The sequence below is a fragment of the Stenotrophomonas sp. STEN023 genome, assembly GCF_056760135.1.
In genome coordinates, this window is sequence record NZ_JBRREF010000011.1 from 51,675 (window position 1) to 69,134 (window position 17,460).

Annotated in this window: 16 protein-coding genes; 8 read left to right on the forward strand and 8 right to left on the reverse strand. The window is 62.7% G+C overall.

Annotated elements, in window-relative coordinates:
- The first annotated feature begins 138 nt into the window (after positions 1 to 138).
- Positions 139 to 1,389: a DUF819 family protein gene (locus ACVOLV_RS04970; protein ID WP_481553434.1), complete on the forward strand. Its 1,251-nt coding sequence runs from the start codon at positions 139 to 141 to the stop codon at positions 1,387 to 1,389.
- Between the two features lie 440 nt (positions 1,390 to 1,829).
- Here ACVOLV_RS04970 and ACVOLV_RS04975 read toward each other — a convergent pair whose 3' ends face one another.
- Entirely contained in the window at positions 1,830 to 2,054 is a 225-nt protein-coding gene (locus tag ACVOLV_RS04975; RefSeq protein ID WP_057626620.1) for a YbdD/YjiX family protein, read from the reverse strand.
- A complete protein-coding gene (locus ACVOLV_RS04980) occupies positions 2,054 to 4,120 on the reverse strand; it encodes a carbon starvation CstA family protein (RefSeq protein ID WP_481553435.1) in 2,067 nt (688 codons plus the stop codon). Before ACVOLV_RS04980 ends, ACVOLV_RS04975 begins: the two co-directional genes overlap by 1 nt.
- 236 nt (positions 4,121 to 4,356) lie before the next feature.
- On the opposite strand from ACVOLV_RS04980, the gene ACVOLV_RS04985 reads away from it, so the two are divergent.
- Positions 4,357 to 5,208, forward strand: a complete 852-nt coding sequence (locus tag ACVOLV_RS04985) for a pirin family protein (RefSeq protein WP_481553436.1) — start codon at positions 4,357 to 4,359, stop codon at positions 5,206 to 5,208.
- Between the two features lie 92 nt (positions 5,209 to 5,300).
- On the opposite strand, the gene ACVOLV_RS04990 is transcribed toward ACVOLV_RS04985, so the two are convergent.
- The 3 genes from ACVOLV_RS04990 to ACVOLV_RS05000 all read right to left on the reverse strand — a co-directional run bounded on the left by ACVOLV_RS04990 (position 5,301) and on the right by ACVOLV_RS05000 (position 7,787).
- Positions 5,301 to 5,762: a hypothetical protein gene (locus ACVOLV_RS04990; RefSeq protein ID WP_481553437.1), complete on the reverse strand. Its 462-nt coding sequence runs from the start codon at positions 5,760 to 5,762 to the stop codon at positions 5,301 to 5,303.
- Positions 5,763 to 6,009: 247 nt separating this feature from the next.
- Entirely contained in the window at positions 6,010 to 6,729 is a 720-nt protein-coding gene (aqpZ, locus tag ACVOLV_RS04995; RefSeq protein WP_481553438.1) for an aquaporin Z, read from the reverse strand.
- Positions 6,730 to 6,926: 197 nt separating this feature from the next.
- Entirely contained in the window at positions 6,927 to 7,787 is an 861-nt protein-coding gene (locus ACVOLV_RS05000) for a pirin family protein (RefSeq protein ID WP_303749255.1), read from the reverse strand.
- Positions 7,788 to 8,189: 402 nt separating this feature from the next.
- Between ACVOLV_RS05000 and gpmA the strand changes: the two genes are divergently transcribed.
- Positions 8,190 to 8,939, forward strand: a complete 750-nt coding sequence (gene gpmA, locus ACVOLV_RS05005) for a 2,3-diphosphoglycerate-dependent phosphoglycerate mutase (RefSeq protein ID WP_303749256.1) — start codon at positions 8,190 to 8,192, stop codon at positions 8,937 to 8,939.
- Positions 8,940 to 9,304: 365 nt separating this feature from the next.
- On the opposite strand, the gene ACVOLV_RS05010 is transcribed toward gpmA, so the two are convergent.
- Positions 9,305 to 9,685 carry a helix-turn-helix domain-containing protein gene (locus tag ACVOLV_RS05010; protein ID WP_481553439.1) on the reverse strand — a complete coding sequence of 127 codons (381 nt, stop codon included), beginning with the start codon at positions 9,683 to 9,685 and terminating at the stop codon, positions 9,305 to 9,307.
- Positions 9,686 to 9,924: 239 nt separating this feature from the next.
- On the opposite strand from ACVOLV_RS05010, the gene ACVOLV_RS05015 reads away from it, so the two are divergent.
- The 3 genes from ACVOLV_RS05015 to ACVOLV_RS05025 all read left to right on the forward strand — a co-directional run bounded on the left by ACVOLV_RS05015 (position 9,925) and on the right by ACVOLV_RS05025 (position 13,368).
- Positions 9,925 to 10,827 carry an alpha/beta hydrolase gene (locus ACVOLV_RS05015; protein ID WP_481553456.1) on the forward strand — a complete coding sequence of 301 codons (903 nt, stop codon included), beginning with the start codon at positions 9,925 to 9,927 and terminating at the stop codon, positions 10,825 to 10,827.
- Between the two features lie 130 nt (positions 10,828 to 10,957).
- Positions 10,958 to 11,770 carry a helix-turn-helix transcriptional regulator gene (locus ACVOLV_RS05020; protein ID WP_481553440.1) on the forward strand — a complete coding sequence of 271 codons (813 nt, stop codon included), beginning with the start codon at positions 10,958 to 10,960 and terminating at the stop codon, positions 11,768 to 11,770.
- 74 nt (positions 11,771 to 11,844) lie between these two features.
- Complete coding sequence (locus tag ACVOLV_RS05025; RefSeq protein WP_481553441.1) at positions 11,845 to 13,368, forward strand: serine hydrolase domain-containing protein; 1,524 nt, start codon at positions 11,845 to 11,847, stop codon at positions 13,366 to 13,368.
- 350 nt (positions 13,369 to 13,718) lie between these two features.
- On the opposite strand, the gene ACVOLV_RS05030 is transcribed toward ACVOLV_RS05025, so the two are convergent.
- Positions 13,719 to 14,081 carry a roadblock/LC7 domain-containing protein gene (locus ACVOLV_RS05030; protein WP_481553442.1) on the reverse strand — a complete coding sequence of 121 codons (363 nt, stop codon included), beginning with the start codon at positions 14,079 to 14,081 and terminating at the stop codon, positions 13,719 to 13,721.
- Between the two features lie 456 nt (positions 14,082 to 14,537).
- Between ACVOLV_RS05030 and ACVOLV_RS05035 the strand changes: the two genes are divergently transcribed.
- The gene (locus ACVOLV_RS05035; protein WP_481553443.1) at positions 14,538 to 15,230 is read left to right on the forward strand and encodes an alpha/beta hydrolase; all 693 of its coding nucleotides are present in this window, start codon (positions 14,538 to 14,540) and stop codon (positions 15,228 to 15,230) included.
- A 55-nt stretch (positions 15,231 to 15,285) separates the two neighbouring features.
- Here ACVOLV_RS05035 and ACVOLV_RS05040 read toward each other — a convergent pair whose 3' ends face one another.
- Entirely contained in the window at positions 15,286 to 16,086 is an 801-nt protein-coding gene (locus ACVOLV_RS05040; RefSeq protein WP_481553444.1) for an AraC family transcriptional regulator, read from the reverse strand.
- A 72-nt stretch (positions 16,087 to 16,158) separates the two neighbouring features.
- Here ACVOLV_RS05040 and ACVOLV_RS05045 point away from each other — a divergent pair, with 72 nt between their 5' ends.
- The gene (locus ACVOLV_RS05045) at positions 16,159 to 17,370 is read left to right on the forward strand and encodes an MFS transporter (protein ID WP_481553445.1); all 1,212 of its coding nucleotides are present in this window, start codon (positions 16,159 to 16,161) and stop codon (positions 17,368 to 17,370) included.
- Positions 17,371 to 17,460 lie beyond the last annotated feature (90 nt).

A 17,460-nucleotide genomic window follows, 5' to 3' on the forward strand; every position in this document is an offset into this window, starting at 1 on the left:
GGGTTGGGGAGAGGGGAGGCGCGTAGCGCTGCTTTCGCTGAACAAGACCCCTGTCCACCACCATGCTAGGCTCCACCCTCAACGCCACGTCACCAACGTGGCGTTTTTATTTCCCTTCGATCGACAGGAACAGGCCTTATGCCGACCGAACCCAATACTGCCCTCATCACCAATGACATCGTCGGCCTCGGCCTGATCGCTGCCACATTGGCCCTGATCTTCTGGTTGGCCAGCGGCCCAACCCCGTTCTGGAAGAAGATCTTCACCTGGGTGCCAGCGCTGCTGCTGTGCTATTTCATACCCGCCATTTACAACACCGCTGGCCTGATCGACGGCCACAGCACCAAGCTCTACAACCCTATTGCACGTGACGTGCTGCTGCCGGCGGCGCTGGTCCTGCTCACGCTTTCCATCGACCTGAAAGGCATCGCCAAGCTCGGCCCCAAGCTGCTGGTGATGTTCGTCACCGGCACTGTTGGCATCGTGCTGGGTGCGGCGGTGTCGTTCCAGGTGATGAAGTTCATCCATCCGGAGACCGTAGCCGGCGACACCTGGGCCGGTATGGCCGCGTTGGCTGGCAGCTGGATTGGCGGCGGCGCCAACATGGCCGCCATGCGCGAGACCTTCAACGTAGATGCAACCACGTTTGGTCAGTTCGCCGTGGTGGACGTTGCCTGCGCCAGTCTGTGGATGGCGATGCTGCTGTGGATGGCTGGGCGCTCGCAGATCATTGACGCAAAGAACGGTGCTGATACCTCGGCCATCGATGACATGAAGCAGCGCATCGCGGAATACGAAGCCAAGAGCGCACGCAATCCCAGTCTGACCGACTTGATGGTGATTGTTGGTGTTGGCCTGGGTATCGTTGGCCTGGCACATGCTGTGGCAACGCCGCTGGCCAGTTGGTTCGGTGAGAACGTAAGCTGGGCCAGCAAGGCGTCGCTGAACTCGTCGTTCGTATGGGTGGTGATGATTTCCACCCTCTCCGGCCTGCTGCTGAGTTTTACCCGTGCACGCAATCTGGAAGCGGCGGGTGCATCGAAGATCGGTACCTTGTTCCTCTACTTCCTGATCGCCTGCATTGGCATGCAGATGGATCTGCTGTCGCTGGCCGATCGCCCGTGGTTGTTCCTGCTCGGGGTGATCTGGATGGCCGTGCATATCGGCCTGCTGTATATCGTTGGGCGCTTGATGCGTACACCGCTGTTCTTCTTTGCCATTGGTTCGCAGGGCAATATCGGCGCGGCAGCGTCGGCGCCGGTGGTTGCGGCGGCGTTCCATCCGACCTTGGCGCCGGTGGGTGTATTGCTGGGCACGGTGGGCTATGCCACGGGTACCGTGATTGCCTACATGACCGGCCTGATGCTGAAGTGGATGGCGGGTGCCTGAGGCTTTGGCTTGGGTTGTGGGAGCGGCGTGAGCCGCGAAGCGATTGCAGCTACAGATGGCGCCGTTACTGCAATTGCATGATCGTCCGGCTTCGCGGCTTACGCCGCTCCTGCAGGCAGGGTTGTCGGTAATGCCTCTGCCGAACATGGCTCGGCACTACCAACAGCAAGAAGGCGGCGCCGCCTTCTTGGTTGCTTGTCCCCGTTGCCTCAGCAGCAGTGGAGGCAACGTTGTGGGAGCGGCGTGAGCCGCGAAGCGATTGCAGCTACAGATGGCGCCGTTACTGCAATTGCATGATCGTCCGGCTTCGCGGCTTACGCCGCTCCTGCAGGCAGGGTTGTCGGTAACGCCTCTGCCGAGCATGGCTCGGCTCTACATGACAGGTAGCAAAAAGGCGGCGCCAATGGCGCCGCCTTCCTTCGTTGCTTGTCTCCGCTGGCTTAGCAGCAGCGGAAGCCGCTCCTGCCGCCGAAGCGGGCTTCCTGACGTTCGCGGAAGAAGGTTTTGTAATCCATGACCTCACGGTCGGGATGCTTCTCGCGCATGTGCCGGACATAGTTGTCGTAGTCCGGCACGCCGCAGCAAAGCCGCGCGGTCTGCACCAGACGCCGCCAGGTGCGGCGGAACGTCTGGTACTGGCCGACGGGGACCAGCTCGGTACCCATTACAGATCAACCTCGTGCGGCTTCAATGCCACGTAAGGCGTTTCCTTGTCGGTGCGCACCGACGAGCGGCGTGCAGCGGCGATGGTCTTGATCGAGTACACCAGCACCGCGAACACCACGAACAGGAACAGCGCGGTCAGGCCGGTATTGATGTAGTTGTTCACCATCACCTGGTGCATCTGGTCGAAGTTCTTCGACGGTGTCAGCAATTCGTTGGCGGCAATGGCATCACGGTACTTGTGTGCCTGGGCCAGGAAGCCCACTGCCGGAACGTCGGAGAAGATCTTGATGAAGCCGGCTGCGGTGGTGCAGATCAGCAACCAGATGGCCGGGACCAGCGGCACCCAGGCGTACTTGTCCTTTTTCATCTTGAACAGCACCACGGTGCACAGCAGCAGTGCAACACCGGCCAGCATCTGGTTGGCGATGCCGAACAGCGGCCACAGCATGTTGATGCCACCCAGCGGATCGGTCACACCCTGGTACAGGAAGTAACCCCACAGTGCGACGCAGCCACCGGTGGCGATGAAGCTGGCCACCCACGAGTCGGTGCGGCGCAGGGCCGGCACGAAGTTGCCCAGCAGGTCCTGCAGCATGAAGCGGCCCGAACGGGTGCCGGCATCCACCGCGGTCAGGATGAACAGGGCTTCGAACAGGATGGCGAAGTGGTACCAGAACGCCATCATGCCTTCGCCCGGCAGCACTGCGTGCAGGATCTGAGCGATACCAACGGCCAGAGTCGGCGCACCACCGGCGCGCGAGAGGATGGTGGTTTCACCGATCTCTGCTGCGGTTGCGGTCAGCTGGTCCGGGGTGATTGCAAAGCCCCAGTTGGTGACGACCTGCGCCGCATGCACCACGTCGGTGCCGATGATCGCGGCCGGACTGTTCATGGCGAAGTAGATGCCCGGCTCGATGATCGAGGCGGCGACCATTGCCATGATTGCCACGAACGATTCCATCAGCATGCCGCCGTAACCGATGTAGGCAATGTGGCCTTCATTGGCCAGCAGCTTGGGCGTGGTGCCCGAGCTGATCAGCGCATGGAAGCCCGACACCGCGCCACAGGCAATGGTGATGAACAGGAACGGGAACATGCTGCCCTTCCACACCGGGCCAGTGCCGTCGGTGAACTGGGTCAGCGCCGGCATCTTCAGTTCCGGCATCACGATCAGGATGCCGATCGCCAAGCCGACAATCGTGCCTATCTTGAGGAAGGTGGACAGGTAGTCGCGCGGGGCCAGCAGCAGCCATACCGGCAGCACCGCCGCGACAAAGCCGTAGCCGATCAGCATCCAGGTGATCTGGATGCCGGTGAAGGTGAACATCGGTCCCAGCACCGGATCAGCGGCAACCTTGCCGCCGTACCAGATCGCTGCGATCAGCAGGAACAGGCCTGCGATCGAGATCTCACCGATCTTGCCGGGGCGGATGTAGCGCATGTACACGCCCATGAACATGGCGATGGGCATTGTGGCTATCACCGTGAACATGCCCCAGGGACTGCCCTCCAGTGCCTTCACCACGATCATCGCCAGCACCGCGAGGATGATGATCATGATCATGAAGACGCCGAACAGCGCGATGGTGCCGGGCACCTGGCCCATTTCCTCGCGCACCAGATCGCCCAGCGAGCGGCCATTGCGGCGGCTGGAGATGAACAGGATCATGAAATCCTGCACCGCACCGGCAAGCACCACGCCGGCAATCAGCCAGAGCGTGCCGGGCAGGTAGCCCATCTGTGCGGCGAGTACCGGACCAACCAACGGGCCGGCGCCGGCAATGGCAGCGAAGTGGTGGCCGAACAGCACGTGCTTGTTGGTGGGCACGTAGTCCAGGCCATCGTTGTTGATGATCGCTGGCGTGGCGCGGGTGGGATCAACCCCCAGTACCTTGTTGGCGATGAACAGGCCGTAGTAGCGGAACGCGACCAGGTACAGCGATACCGCTGCCACCACGATCCAGAGGGCATTGATGTGTTCGCCGCGGCGTAGCGCCACGACGCCTAGACAGAACGCGCCTATCAGGGACAGCAGCGCCCATCCGGCTTTGGAAAAACCTTTCATCGAGTCGCCTCGCAGGGGAATGCCTGCAAGGGTCTACCCATGCAGGTCGGGGGTCAATGTGCATGGCAGCTGAATTGGATGCGACTTTGGTCTTAGGTCCGTGTCTTATCGAACATGACTGCGGGGCGGCGCTGTGCTGCAGCGGTAGGCTGGCTGGAACAAATGGTTGCAGCGGTGGCGATTGGTTTGGCGGTCGACGAGGGCCATTGTCTGCTGCATGTTCAAGGAGCTTCCTGATGACTAGCCACGATTCCGCCCGGGTGGTGCGCAGTATCCGCGGCATACCCACCTCCGACGGTGCAGGTGTACGCCTGACCCGGGTCATCGGTACCCCGTCGTTGCCGGAGCTGGACCCCTTCCTGATGCTGGATGAGTTCGGCACCGACCGGGCCGAGGACTATATCGCCGGGTTCCCGGACCACCCGCACCGGGGGTTTGAGACGGTGACCTACATGCTTGATGGGCGCATGCGGCACAAGGACAACCATGGCAATGAGGGTTTGCTTACTCCCGGTAGCGTTCAATGGATGACCGCCGGTCGCGGTCTGGTCCATTCGGAAATGCCTGAGCAGGAGTCGGGCCGCATGCGCGGCTTCCAGCTGTGGGTGAACCTGCCGGCGCGCGACAAGATGAGCGATCCGAGTTATCAGGAGTTCGCCCCTGAACGTATCCCGCAGGTGCTGCCTGCCGACGGCGTCAGGGTGAAGGTGATTGCCGGCGCGGTGGATTCGGTCAGCGGACCGATCCAGCAACCGGCTACCGATCCGGTTTATCTGGACATAGCGTTGGATGCGGGCACTCACTGGAGCTACCGTTTGCCGGAAGGCCACAACGCCTTTGCCTACGTGTTTGAAGGTGGCGTGTCGTTGGGCGAGGGCGAGGACGCGCGCGCGGTGGAGCTGCAGCAGTTGGCGGTGCTGGGTGGTGGCAGCGAGCTGCAGATGCGCGCAGGCGCTGAAGGCGCGCGCTTGATCGTGGTGGCCGGGCGCCCGCTGCGCGAACCGGTAGCGCGGCATGGGCCGTTCGTGATGAACACCCGCGAGGAGTTGATACAGGCTTTTGTGGATTATCAGGAAGGGCGCTTCTGAACGATGGCCGGTCCCGTGCATGCTGCGGCGGGACCGGCCTCAGTTGACCAGCGTCGACGGATCGACGTCAGCCCTACAACGCAAACCCGGGCTCAGTTGCTGCCTGCCAATGCGGACGGGTTGAGGTTCAAGGTCTGGGTCAGGCTCTGCAGCGTGCCGAGTTCGGTGGTGTCGGCAGCGTCGATCCAGATCTGCGCGTAGCGGTTCTTGTCCAGCTTGACCACGCTGATGCGGCGCGACTCCAGGCCGGGTACGTCACGTCCGCCCATGTCGAGCTTGTACCAATGCATCTCGGTGCCACCGAACGCGCCTTTTTCCGCGCGCAAAGGGCGATTCAAGGAGAGGCCTGGATCACGCCCGCTGAGCATCATGTTGAGTACGGCACGGCCATCTTCGGTGGTGGCTTTGCAGACGATGAAATCGCTCTGCACCTGTTGTTCCCAATGCAGGCCACTGCTTGACGGTAGTGACGGACATTGCACGGACTGCTGGGCGAACGCGGTGCTGCAGGCGGCGAGCGCGAGTGCAGCGCAAAAGATACTGACAGTCTTCACTTCGGATTCCCCCATGGAACATCGGCCGAGCGGCGCGATGAAAAACGTGTGGATGCTTCAGAAGGTGCAGTCTGGCTGGTGGGTGGTATCCCTCCCTCTGTACGTGCATCCCCATGCGCGCCAGCCAAGTTGCGACGGTATTACAAAATCCGGGTCAGTTGCAAAGTGTCTTTTGCAGCGCAAAAAGAACGGCCCCTTATAGGGGCCGCTCCGGGGAGTTGCTAACAAATGAAACTATCGATGCGACTTACTTGTCGCTGCCAATCCACTTGTACGCCAGGCCGCCGATGGCTGCGCCCAGGATCGGTGCCACCCAGAACAGCCACAGCTGGCTGATCGCACCGGCACCGGCAAACACGGCGACCGCGGTGGAGCGGGCGGGGTTGACCGAGGTATTGGTGACCGGAATGCTGATCAGGTGGATCAGGGTAAGCGCCAGACCAATGGCAATCGGCGCAAACCCGGCCGGCGCACGGCCATGGGTGGCACCCATGATCACGATCAGGAACACCGCGGTCAGCACCACTTCGCACAGGAACGCGGCAGCGACGGTGTAGCCGCCAGGCGACAGCGCGCCGTAGCCGTTGCTGGCGAAGGCACCGGGCTGACTGCCATCGATCAGGAAGCTGGCGTTGCCTTGGGCGATCTGCAGCAGGATGAAGGCAGCGACGATGCCGCCCAGTACCTGGGCAACGATATAGGGCAGCAGGTCCTTGGCCGGGAAGCGACCGCCAGCCCACAGGCCGATACTGACCGCCGGGTTGAAGTGCGCGCCGGAGATGTGGCCGAAAGCATAGGCGCCGGTCAGTACAGTCAGACCGAAGGCGAGGGCAACACCGACAAAGCCAATGCCCAGCGGATTACCGTCACCGCCAAATTTCGCAGCCAATACCGCGCTGCCGCAGCCGCCCAATACCAACCAGAAAGTGCCGAGGAATTCGGCAGCCAAACGCTTTCCCATGCTCATTGTGTCGTTCCTTTTATGTTCCCCGATTCGGGTGTGGGGAAAGTAACGGAGAAGAGGCGTAGATGCGTAGCGAAATCGTTAACTGTTTACCGCTTTTGCCTGTAGTGCTTTAGCACTATGCGCGGCTCGCGCCTTGCTGGCTACAGGAAGGAAACCGACCGGCATGGGGCGCACGCGCCATTGTGGGTGGAGCGGAATCAGCCGGGCAGGGGAATGAATTCCTTGTCGTCGCCGGGGATGGTGCCGAAGCGGCCGTTCTGCCAATCGTCCTTGGCCTGCTCAATGCGCTCCTTGGAGCTGGAGACGAAGTTCCACCACAGGTGGCGCGGACCATCCAGCGGCTCGCCGCCCATCAACATGGCCTTGAGAGGGGTCTTGGCGCGCAGGCGGCCGCGTGCACCGGGCTCGGGGATGACCAGGTGCTGGGTGGGGATATCCACACCGTCCAGCTGGGCGTCGCCTTCAAGTATGTAGAGCGCGCGTTCGACGTGGGAGGTGTCCAGCTCGATTTCGGCGCCGGGCTCCAGGTCGATGGCGACGTTCAAGGTGTCGGCGAATACCTTGACCGGGGATTCCTCACCATAGGCGCGGCCGGCGATCACCCGCAGCCAGGCGCCATCGCGGCGCTGCTGCGGCAGTTGGTCGGCGGAGAAATGGAAGAAGCCTGGGTCGGTCTCCTCATGCGTCTTGGGCAGTGCCACCCAGGTCTGCATGCCGTGCAGGGCCTGCGCGTGTTCGCGCACATCGGCTGGGGTGCGTTCGGAATGGGCGATGCCGCGACCGGCAGTCATCCAGTTGACGTCGCCGGGGCGGATGACCTGCTCCGAGCCCAGGGTGTCGCGGTGACCGATCTGCCCAGCCCACAGGAAGGTGACCGTGGCCAGGCCGATATGCGGATGCGGGCGTACGTCGATGCCCTGGCCGGGGCTGAAGATGGCCGGGCCCATGTGGTCCACGAACACGAATGAACCCACGGTGCGCGCTTGCAGGGTGGGAACGGCGCGGCGGACCTGGAAGCCGCCAAGGTCGTGGACGCGCGGGCTGATGATGGTGGTCATGGCTGGCTGCTCCGGCTTGCTTGAATGTGCGGGCAGGATGGCATGGCAGGGGCGAAGAAAGGGGTGTCGTGCGGGGAATGGATTGTTGTTTTGCTGGGTGGGTTGGCGGGTTGGAAGCTGGGCGGCTGACAGCGTTACCCCTCCCTGGCCCTCCCCTTCGCTGCGCGAAAGGGAGGGGACCAACGCCCAGGTTGCGCGGAAGGCCGTCGCTTCGCCCCCTCCCTTTGCCGAAGGCAAGGGGAGGGTTGGGGAGGGGTGAGCTTCTGCTCCTGTGCTTTCACCAACAAACCCCGTCCCACGGCAATTGCACAGCCGCCATACCCAAACCCCCGACAAAGAACGGATGCCAGCGTGAAGGGGCTACAATCGCTGTCTCACTTTCCCTTCCCGGAGACCTCCGCAGTGACCCGCAAACTCGTGCTGTTGCGCCATGGCCAGAGCCAGTGGAACCTCGACAACCGCTTCACCGGCTGGGTGGACGTGGACCTCACCGAGCAGGGCCGCCAGGAGGCTGCTACCGCCGGCCGGCTGATGAAGGAAGAAGGCCTGCAGTTCGACGTGGCCCACACCTCGGTGCTCAAGCGCGCCATCCATACCCTGCAGGGTGCACTGGCCGAACTGGGCCAGGACTGGCTGCCGGTCAACAAGTCCTGGCGTTTGAACGAGCGTCACTACGGTGGCCTGCAGGGCCTGGACAAGGCCGAGACCGCCGCCAAGCACGGTGAGGAGCAGGTCAAGGTATGGCGCCGTTCCTACGACATCCCGCCGCCGCCGATGGACCTGGCCGACCCGGGCCATCCGATTCATGACCGTCGCTATGCCGGCCTGGACCGCAATGCACTGCCGGCCACCGAGTCGTTGGCGACCACGCTGGATCGCGTATTGCCGTACTGGCATGACGCCATCGCCCCGCAGTTGAAGGAAGGCAAGACCGTGTTGGTCACTGCCCACGGCAACTCGCTGCGCGCGCTGTACAAGTACCTCAACAACGTGAGCAAGGAAGCCATCCTTGAGCTCAACATCCCGACCGGCATTCCGCTGCTGTTTGAACTGAATGACGACCTCACGGTCAAGTCGTTCCGTTACCTGGGCGACCCGGAAGCAGCCAAGAAGGCCGCCGAGGCTGTGGCCAACCAGGGCAAGGCCAAGTAAGCGAACAGCTGCAGGCAGCATCGGTGCTGCCTGCTCAAGCAAGGAGTGACCCAAAGACCGATGTCAGCACGCTGGCATCGGTCTTTCCGCATTTGTAGGAGCGGCGTAAGCCGCGAAGCTGGCAATGCTGAAGTCACAAGCACCGCTTGTATCCGATGATCTCCCTGCTTCGCGGCTGACGCCGCTCCCACAAGCCGCGCCTCCTGGGCTGTGCTTTGAAAGATCACCGCAGGCATCGGCTCTGTTTTTGTAGGAGCGGCGTAAGCCGCGAAGCTGGCAATGCTGAAGCCGCAAACACCGCTGGCATCCGATGATGTCCCGGCTTCGCGGCTTACGCCGCTCCTACAATTATCAGCCCCGCTGCCTCAGCGGTGGCACTGCACCGGGGTGGCGTCACAGCGTGCGTTGTCACGCACGGCCAGATCCTTGCCGATGTTGTAGCCGCCGTATAGCAATGCCAGCACCAGCAAGGCCAGACCAAACATCAGATTCTCGATACGGATGCCCGCGGACTTTGGCGCGGCGGTGCTGGCTGGCTGGGTAAGAACCAGATCCTCAGCCGCAACCTCCAGCGCCGCCGCAACCGCCATCCGCGATTCAAGCGAGGCGTTGCCTTCGGTTTCCAGCTGTTGCACCGTGCGCGGGCTCAAACCGCAGATGCTGGCCAGGTGTTCCTGTGACCAGCCGCGGGCTTCGCGCAGTTGCCTGCTCCGCTTTCCGTCGATGTTCACTGTTTCATCTTCCATGCTGCACTCCTGCCGGTGTTAGCCGAGCTGCCAAGTTGCCGGGCAACAGCGTTAGCGGTGTTTCTTCCCAAAGGAATCAACGGCTTGTGCGCTTCCAAGGTGGCGGCTGAGCTGCTCCGCAGTGCGCATGCAATTGGGAGAGACAGTCTTCGGAAGGGGGCCGTGCCATGCCATCATCGGGAACTGATCACGATCGCTGGAGAACCTGCTTGAGCAAATGGATGATGTCGGTAATGGCAATGGTGGCGCTGAGCGCCTGTAGTGGTGCTCCCGAAGCTGCACCCAAGGCCACACCTGAAGCGGTCGCCGCGAAGCCTGCAGCAATCGTGCAACGTGGCGAAGGCAACGCTTATGAAGTGCTGGGCAGCGAAGTATGGGACGTGCCGGATCCGGTCAGTGGTCGCGACTACCAGGTGTTCGTGGCCTTGCCGGCCGGTTATGCCGAGAACCCGGACAAGCGCTACCCGGTGCTATACGTCACCGACGCCGACTATGCCTTTCCGCTGGTCTGGCAGATGGCGCGGCGTTTGAATGTCGAAGGCCGCAAGATCGAGGACTTCATCCTGGTCGGCCTGTCCTATGCCAAGGGCGAGGGCGGCATGCAGAGCCGCCGCCGCGACTACACGCCCACGGCCAATGGCCCGAGTAGCTCGCCGGCCGATGCCGTGCACGGTGGTGCCAGCGACTACATCACCTACCTGGAAACGCAGGCGCTGCCATTCGTGGCCAAGCGCTACCGCAGTGATGAGAGCCGGCGCATGTTCCTCGGCCATTCCTATGGGGCTTTGCTCGGCACGCAGGTGCTGCTGGAACGCCCGCAACTGTTCAGCGGTTACATCCTTGGCAGCCCGTCGTACTGGTTCGACAAGCATGAGATGGAGCGTCGACTGACCTCGGCAGGCAAGCCCGCCGAGCTCCCGGTGCGGGCCTATATGTATGTCGGCGAGTATGAGTCGGTACAGCACGGCGGTGATGTCGACATGGTGGTGGATGCGCAGCGCATGATTGGTCTGCTGGGGGACCGTGGCAGCCAGTCACTGGAGCTGAAGCTGGACGTGCTCAATGACGAGGACCATCTCAGTGTTGCACCGCGTGGCTTCATGCATGGCTTGAAGTACCTGCTGGCCACGCCAAAGGGTTGAATCCGGCGAAGGACGGGGCCGGGCGCGCGGACAGCGTGCGGCCCCGTTTGGCGAACCACGACCAACGGCAGGTGCGTTGCCATGCAGCCTGGCTAGACTTGCTTCAACTCCTTGCCGCCTGCGGTACGTCATGTCCTCGCTGTCAGCCACACATGCGACCGATGTAGCGCCGGCAGCTTGCCGGCGCAGGGTCTTCGCTGGCGAGCAGTTGGCAGTGCGGGTCAGCTGGTACGCGCCCGGCGAGCGTATGCACCAGCATGCGCACGATTGCCATCAGCTCTCCTTACTGCTGCTCGGCAGCCTGGGCGAGCAGACCGCACAGGGTGAAGAACGTCTGCTGGTGCCCGCGCTGGGCGTGAAACAGGCGGGCGTGGCGCACGCCAACGATTACGGTCCGGCTGGGGCGCTGATGCTGGGCATCGATCTGCCGGCTGAGTTCGATCTGCAGGAGCAGCTCGGCATCGGCCATGCCTGGTGCTGGCGTGCCGGTGATCTGCAGCCGGCACTGCTGCAGGGGCGAGGTCTGCTTGCGGCGCTGTTCTGCGGCGAACTTGCCAAGGCCGATATCGATAGCCGACTGTGGGAACTGCTGGCCGGCATGGCGACCACCGCTGAACGACCGGGCGGTACACCGCCGCGTTGGTTGGTGCTTTGCTGCCAACGTCTGCAGGATGAGAGCGTGGCCTTGACGGAGCTGGCCGGCGAGCTTGGCCTGCATCCGGTGTACCTGGCCCGCGCCTTCGCGCGCTGGATGGGCTGCGCACCCTCGGTATTCCGGCTGCGCGCGCAGCTGCAGCGCGCCTTGCCGCTATTGGCCAGCGGCGAAGCCTTGGCCGACGTGGCCCAGCAGGCCGGCTTCGCCGATCAGTCCCACTTCAGCCGCAGCGCCCGTGCCCACAGCGGCTTGACCCCAGCCCGGCTGCGGGCGTTGTTGCGGGCGTGAGCAGGTTCAATCCGTTCAATATCCGCATCGCGGCGATAGCGCATCGTGGCAGCCGTCAGCCACGGAGCCGCCCAATGCATCAACGCAACATCCTGTTCCTGCCAATGCTGCTGTCGATCTGGCTGGGGGGAGGGACGCCCGCTGCCGCAGCCTCTCCCGAGCAGGCCGCGCAGAAACTGGCGACGTTCCTCGACGGCGTGCCAGAACTGGGCCCGGGCTATGCAGTGGTGATCGTCGATCGCGACCAGCAATTGCTGGGTTATACGCGAGGTCAGCGCAATGCCGGCACGCAGGCGCCGCTTGGCATGCAGACCCCGATGTACATCGCCTCGCAGACCAAGGCGTACATGGGGCTGCTGGCGCAGGTATTGGATCAGCAGGGCGTGCTGCGGCTGGACAGCACCTTGGCTGACCACTGGCCGCAGCTGCGCCTGCCCGAGGGCGTCGATCCGGTAGCCTGGACCTTGGCTGACCTGCTCAATCACCGTGTGCCCTTGAGTGCCGATGCCATCACCACGTTGGAAGCGTATATCGGCAGTCCAGATCCCGCCTTGTACCCGCAACTGCTGCAGCAGTTCGCCAGCAAGCGCGCCGATGGCTTCGATTACGACAATCTTGGCTACAACATCTATGCCGCCATCCTGCAGCAGCGTACCGGCAGGTCATGGCAGGACTGGCTGCAGCAGACATTGTTCACGCCGTTGCAGTTGCACGAAACCGCAACGAACACTTCCAGCTTCGATCCAACACAGCTTGCCTTCAATCATCAATGGCTGGGCGCCGAACAGGGCTGGCGCGTGGTGCCGCCCAAGCCGGATGCACTGATGCATTCGGCTGGCGGCATGATGACCTCGCCGCGCGACTTGGGCCGCTGGTTGCGCCTGCAGCTTGGCGCAACGCTGTCGCCACAATTCGATGCGCGGCTGCTGCAGGCAGCACATCGCATCGGTGTGCAGGTTGATCCCAAGGCACGCAATGCCTACGAGCTGCCGTGCAATGGTTATGCCTTCGGTTGGAACGTCTGCGATTTCGAAGGCCACACGCTCTACATCCATGGCGGCAGTTACACCGGTGCACGCAGCATGATGGCGTTCTCGCCGGACCTGGGGGTTGGCATCGGTGTGTTCTCCAACTCGGATAACGCCACCGGCTGGTTGACCTCGCGCACGGTTGTGCAGTTCTTCCAGTATCTGGTTGACCATCCGGAGGCTGCTTCATGGGCGCAGATTCGGCAGAAGGCGTATCCGCAGCGGGTGGCCGATCAGTTGGCTGGCATGCGCGCGCGGCAGGCCAAGCAACATGACGATCCGAGGTGGCAGGGCTGGCGTTGGAAGCCGGAGTCGAATGCCGGCTATGCAGGTGAGTTCCGTGGTGTGCAGTTGCCGGTTAGTGCACAGGTAACTGCGGTTGATGAAGGGCTGAAGCTTCAGATCGGCGCGCTTAACCGCAGTTTGATGCCTGCAGCGACGGATCTGTTCGCTGCACAGGATGGGCCCTTGGATGTGTCAGAGCCGCTGCAGTTCCAGCGTGATGCACAGGGCGAGCTTCTTGGGTTTGAGTTTGATGGGCAACGCTATGTGCGGGCGGAACCCAGGTAATTACGTACAGCGGTTTTGACAGCTTTTGTAGGAGCGGCGTAAGCCGCGAAGCTGGCGATGCTGCAATTGCAGATATCTGTGCCATCTAAAGATCTATCTGCTTCGCGGCTTATGCCGCTCCTACAAAAAGCTGGTCGTGCGACGGGCGTGCTCTTGTTTGTGGGAGCGGCGTCAGCCGCGAAGCTGGGATTGCTGCGGTTGCAGGTTTCTGTGCCAGCTGATGGTCCATCTGCTTCGCGGCTTACGCCGCTCCCACAAGGGAGAACATGCCGGTCGCTTTGTGCAGCTGCCCAAAGCAAAAAGCCCGGCATCAGGCCGGGCTTTTGCTTGCTGCAAATTACTGCTGCGACTTACTTGAAATCCAGGGTCTTCTCGAAGGACTTCAGTTCATGCCGTGCCATCGCCAGATTGGCGTGGGTGCGATCCAGCACGACGTACAGGAACAGATCCTTGCTGCCATCGAGCGGGCGGATCAGGTGGTACTGCTTGGACAGGGTGAGCAGGATGTCTTCCACCACATCGCTCAGGCCCAGCGAATTCGCCACGCGGCGCTTGGCGCGCACGACGTCGGCGTTGCCTGCGGCGGCAACGTCCATGTTGATGGCGCCGCCACCGAGCGTGCCCAGCGTCATGCCGCTGTCGCTGTCGACCAATGCAGCGCCGATGAAACCGGCAATTTCGCCCAAAGCATCAAGTTTTACGTTTGCAGCCATTTTTCATCCAATGAAGTGAGTAGTTCTACAAATGCAGCGGCCGCGCAGGTCTTGCCCGGGCGAGCAGTCCGCCAGAATAACGAAAACAGATGGGCGCATGCGCGCTGCCAGAGTTCTTCTGTCTGCAACGATGTGTTTGTCAGCAGATGCGAGGGAGTGCAAGCGAGCGCAGCTGGTAGCGCCATGGCACCACATTTACACCCTCGGTATGGCCCAGCAGCGGAGTGGCGACAACACCAGCAGTATTTCCGGAACGGGCCCCTGTGGCTGACGACATCATCGCTCTGGGCGAGTGGCATGGCGCCGGGAAACAACCGCAGCCTGTCGCAATGAAACCCTCACGGCCAATTTACAGGCCGGTCGCAGAATGGCGCGTGGCGAGCGAGTGTGAGCCGGAGGCAGCGGCTGCCGTTGCCATTCCGTCATCGATTATTCCAACCAGTGGGAGTGCACATCATGGGCAAGCCGGCAGTGGTTCTGGTACACGGTTTCTGGGGCGGGGCGGCGCATTGGGCGCGGGTGATCGTGGCGCTGAGGCGGCTGGGCTACCAGGACATCCGTGCGGTGGAGAACCCACTCACATCGCTGGCCGATGACGCCGAGCGCACCCGCAAGATGGTGGCGCAGGTTGGCGGCCCGGTGGTGCTGGTGGGGCATTCGTATGGTGGCGCGGTGATCAGCCAGGCCGGCAACCTGCCCAATGTGAAAGCGCTGGTATTCATTGCCGCCTTTGCCCCTGATGCGGGCGAAAGTGCGGGTGGCATTACCCAGCAGCATCTGCCTGCCGCAGCGCCCAACCTGGCGCCGGACAGCGACGGTTACCTGTGGCTCAAGCCCGACAAGTTCCACGAAAGCTTCTGCCAGGATCTGCCCGAGGAAGAAGGCTTCGTCATGGGCGTCACCCAGAAGGCGCCGCTGGCTGGCACCTTCGGTGACAACATCAGCGATCCGGCGTGGCGGCATAAACCGAGCTGGTACCAGATTTCCAGCCTGGACCGGATGATCGCGCCGGAGAACCAGCAGGCCATGTCCGCCCGCCTCAACGCGCGCAAGGTGATCACACTGGAGGCTGGGCATGCCTCACTGGCTTCGCATCCGGCCGAGGTGGCCGCCTTGATCGATGAGGCGGCAACGGCGACGGCTGGTTGAGACTACGGCGTCGTGACTAGCGCTGACCCGCTGCATGCGGCAGCGGGTTCATGCCTCAACGGAAGAACTGGCTGGGCGTCAAACCAAAGCGACGTTTGAACATGGTGGCGAATGCGCTGGGGCTCTCATAGCCCAGCGCCAGAGCCACATCGATGACCTTCTCGCCGACAGCCAGCCGTTCCAGCGCTCGCAGCAGACGCGCCTGCTGGCGCCATTGACCAAAGGTCATGCCGAGTTCGCGGGCACACAGGCGCTGGATGGTTTTGACATCGACCTGCAGCCGGGTTGCCCAATCCTGCAGGGTCGATGCATCTTCCGGATGTTGCTGAAGCTGTCGGCCGATCTGCCGCAGGCGCGCGTCGCGTGGCTCAGGCAGGTGCAACGGCAATACCGGCAGGGTCTGCACTTCGTCCAGGATCAGCCGCATCAGCCGGCCGTCACGCGAGTCTTCGGCATAGTGCGCCGGTATCTTGACCGCGGCGTGGATCAGCGATGCCAGCAGTGGGGTGATGGACACTGCCGACGGCGTCGCGGGTGCGTCAGGCATTGCCTCTGGCGTGATGTACAGGCTGCGCATCTGGACCAGCCCGATGCAGTGCACCTGATGGCCGATGCCAGCGGGCATCCAGATCGCGCGCGTGCTGGGTACGACCCAGCGGCCCATGCCGGCATTGACCACCAGCACCCCGGTTTCCGCGTAGACCAGTTGATGCCGATCCGGATGGTGGTGCAGTGGAATCAAGGTGGTGGCGGGGTAGTCCCGGGCCTTGCAGTAAACCACTGTTTCCGGGCCGACCGGGAGCGGTTGGCGACGGCCTTTTCGGACAGATGGAATGTCCTTTTCAAAAGGATGCATGACCATATCGCGCAGGATGGACGTGTCCTGCGACTCTACCATGCGCGTCCGCCCCCATCTCGCGGTCATGCCATGTCATCTCCCGCTTCAACGGTTGCAGCCCCTGTCACACAACGTCGCCCGGTCGCGGTGGGCGTGCTTGCTGCCATCAGCAGTTCGCATCTGGTCAACGACATGATGCAGTCGCTGATCCTGGCGCTGTATCCGATCTTCAAGGGTCAGTTCCATCTGAGCTTCGCCCAGGTGGGTTTGATCACGCTGACCTATCAGCTCACTGCGTCCTTGTTCCAGCCGCTGATCGGTTTGCGCACCGACAAGCGTCCGGCGCCGTATTCGCTGCCGATGGGCATGGTGTCCACCTTGTGTGGTCTGCTGTTGCTGGCCTTCGCGCCCAACTTCGTGACGGTGTTGGTGGCGGCGATGCTGGTCGGCATCGGTTCGGCCATATTCCACCCGGAATCCTCGCGTATCGCGCGGCTGGCATCGGGCGGCCGCCATGGCCTGTCGCAATCGGTGTTCCAGTTGGGGGGCAACGCCGGTACGGCGGTAGGACCATTGCTGGCTGCGGCGGTGATCGTGCCGAATGGCCAGCGCAGCGTGGCCTGGTTCGCGTGTGCTGCGTTGCTGGGCATCGGCCTGCTGACCTACGTGAGCCGCTGGTACCAGCAGCATCTGCTTGCCGTCGCCGCGCAGCCCAGATCAGTGGCCAAACCTGCCAATCTGTTGCCGCCGAAAACCGTGGCCTGGGTGATCGGCATCCTGCTGGTGCTGATCTTCAGCAAGTACTTCTACATCGCCGGCTTGAGCAGCTACTACACGTTCTATCTGATCCAGAAGTTCCATGTGTCGGTGCAGAGCGCGCAGCTGCATCTGTTCGGCTTCCTTGCCGCATCGGCGGCCGGCACCTTGATCGGCGGACCCTTGGGTGACCGCATCGGCCGCAAGCCGGTGATATGGGCGTCGATCCTGGGTGTAGCGCCGTTCGCGTTGGTACTGCCTTACGCCGATCTGCAATGGACCATGATCCTGACGATGGTCATCGGCTTCGTGTTGTCCTCGGCGTTCTCGGCGATCCTGGTGTACGCGCAGGAATTGATGCCCAACCGCATCGGCACGGTTTCCGGCCTGTTCTTCGGCTTCGCCTTCGGCATGGGCGGCCTGGGTGCGGCAGTGCTGGGCGTGCTGGCCGACCACACCAGCATCCTCTGGGTTTACAAGGTGATTTCGTTCCTGCCATTGCTGGGCATCGTCGCAGCCTTCCTGCCAAACCCGCGCGCACGTTGAATGACAGGCGGTGCGCGCAGCCATTGAACGCGGAATTCCTACTCCCCTGGTAGCGCCAGGGGGAGCTTTGGAGGGCGGCAGATTTTGCCC

Coding starts and splice junctions, on each gene's coding strand:
- aqpZ (WP_481553438.1), bottom strand. CDS start 6,729: ATGAGCATGGGAAAGCGTTTGGCTGCCGAATTCCTCGGCACTTTCTGG.
- ACVOLV_RS05045 (WP_481553445.1), top strand. CDS start 16,159: ATGTCATCTCCCGCTTCAACGGTTGCAGCCCCTGTCACACAACGTCGC.
- ACVOLV_RS04985 (WP_481553436.1), top strand. CDS start 4,357: ATGACTAGCCACGATTCCGCCCGGGTGGTGCGCAGTATCCGCGGCATA.
- ACVOLV_RS05040 (WP_481553444.1), bottom strand. CDS start 16,086: ATGCATCCTTTTGAAAAGGACATTCCATCTGTCCGAAAAGGCCGTCGC.
- ACVOLV_RS05010 (WP_481553439.1), bottom strand. CDS start 9,685: ATGGAAGATGAAACAGTGAACATCGACGGAAAGCGGAGCAGGCAACTG.
- ACVOLV_RS04975 (WP_057626620.1), bottom strand. CDS start 2,054: ATGGGTACCGAGCTGGTCCCCGTCGGCCAGTACCAGACGTTCCGCCGC.
- ACVOLV_RS05020 (WP_481553440.1), top strand. CDS start 10,958: ATGTCCTCGCTGTCAGCCACACATGCGACCGATGTAGCGCCGGCAGCT.
- ACVOLV_RS05025 (WP_481553441.1), top strand. CDS start 11,845: ATGCATCAACGCAACATCCTGTTCCTGCCAATGCTGCTGTCGATCTGG.
- ACVOLV_RS04980 (WP_481553435.1), bottom strand. CDS start 4,120: ATGAAAGGTTTTTCCAAAGCCGGATGGGCGCTGCTGTCCCTGATAGGC.
- ACVOLV_RS05030 (WP_481553442.1), bottom strand. CDS start 14,081: ATGGCTGCAAACGTAAAACTTGATGCTTTGGGCGAAATTGCCGGTTTC.
- ACVOLV_RS05035 (WP_481553443.1), top strand. CDS start 14,538: ATGGGCAAGCCGGCAGTGGTTCTGGTACACGGTTTCTGGGGCGGGGCG.
- ACVOLV_RS04970 (WP_481553434.1), top strand. CDS start 139: ATGCCGACCGAACCCAATACTGCCCTCATCACCAATGACATCGTCGGC.
- ACVOLV_RS05015 (WP_481553456.1), top strand. CDS start 9,925: ATGGTGGCGCTGAGCGCCTGTAGTGGTGCTCCCGAAGCTGCACCCAAG.
- ACVOLV_RS05000 (WP_303749255.1), bottom strand. CDS start 7,787: ATGACCACCATCATCAGCCCGCGCGTCCACGACCTTGGCGGCTTCCAG.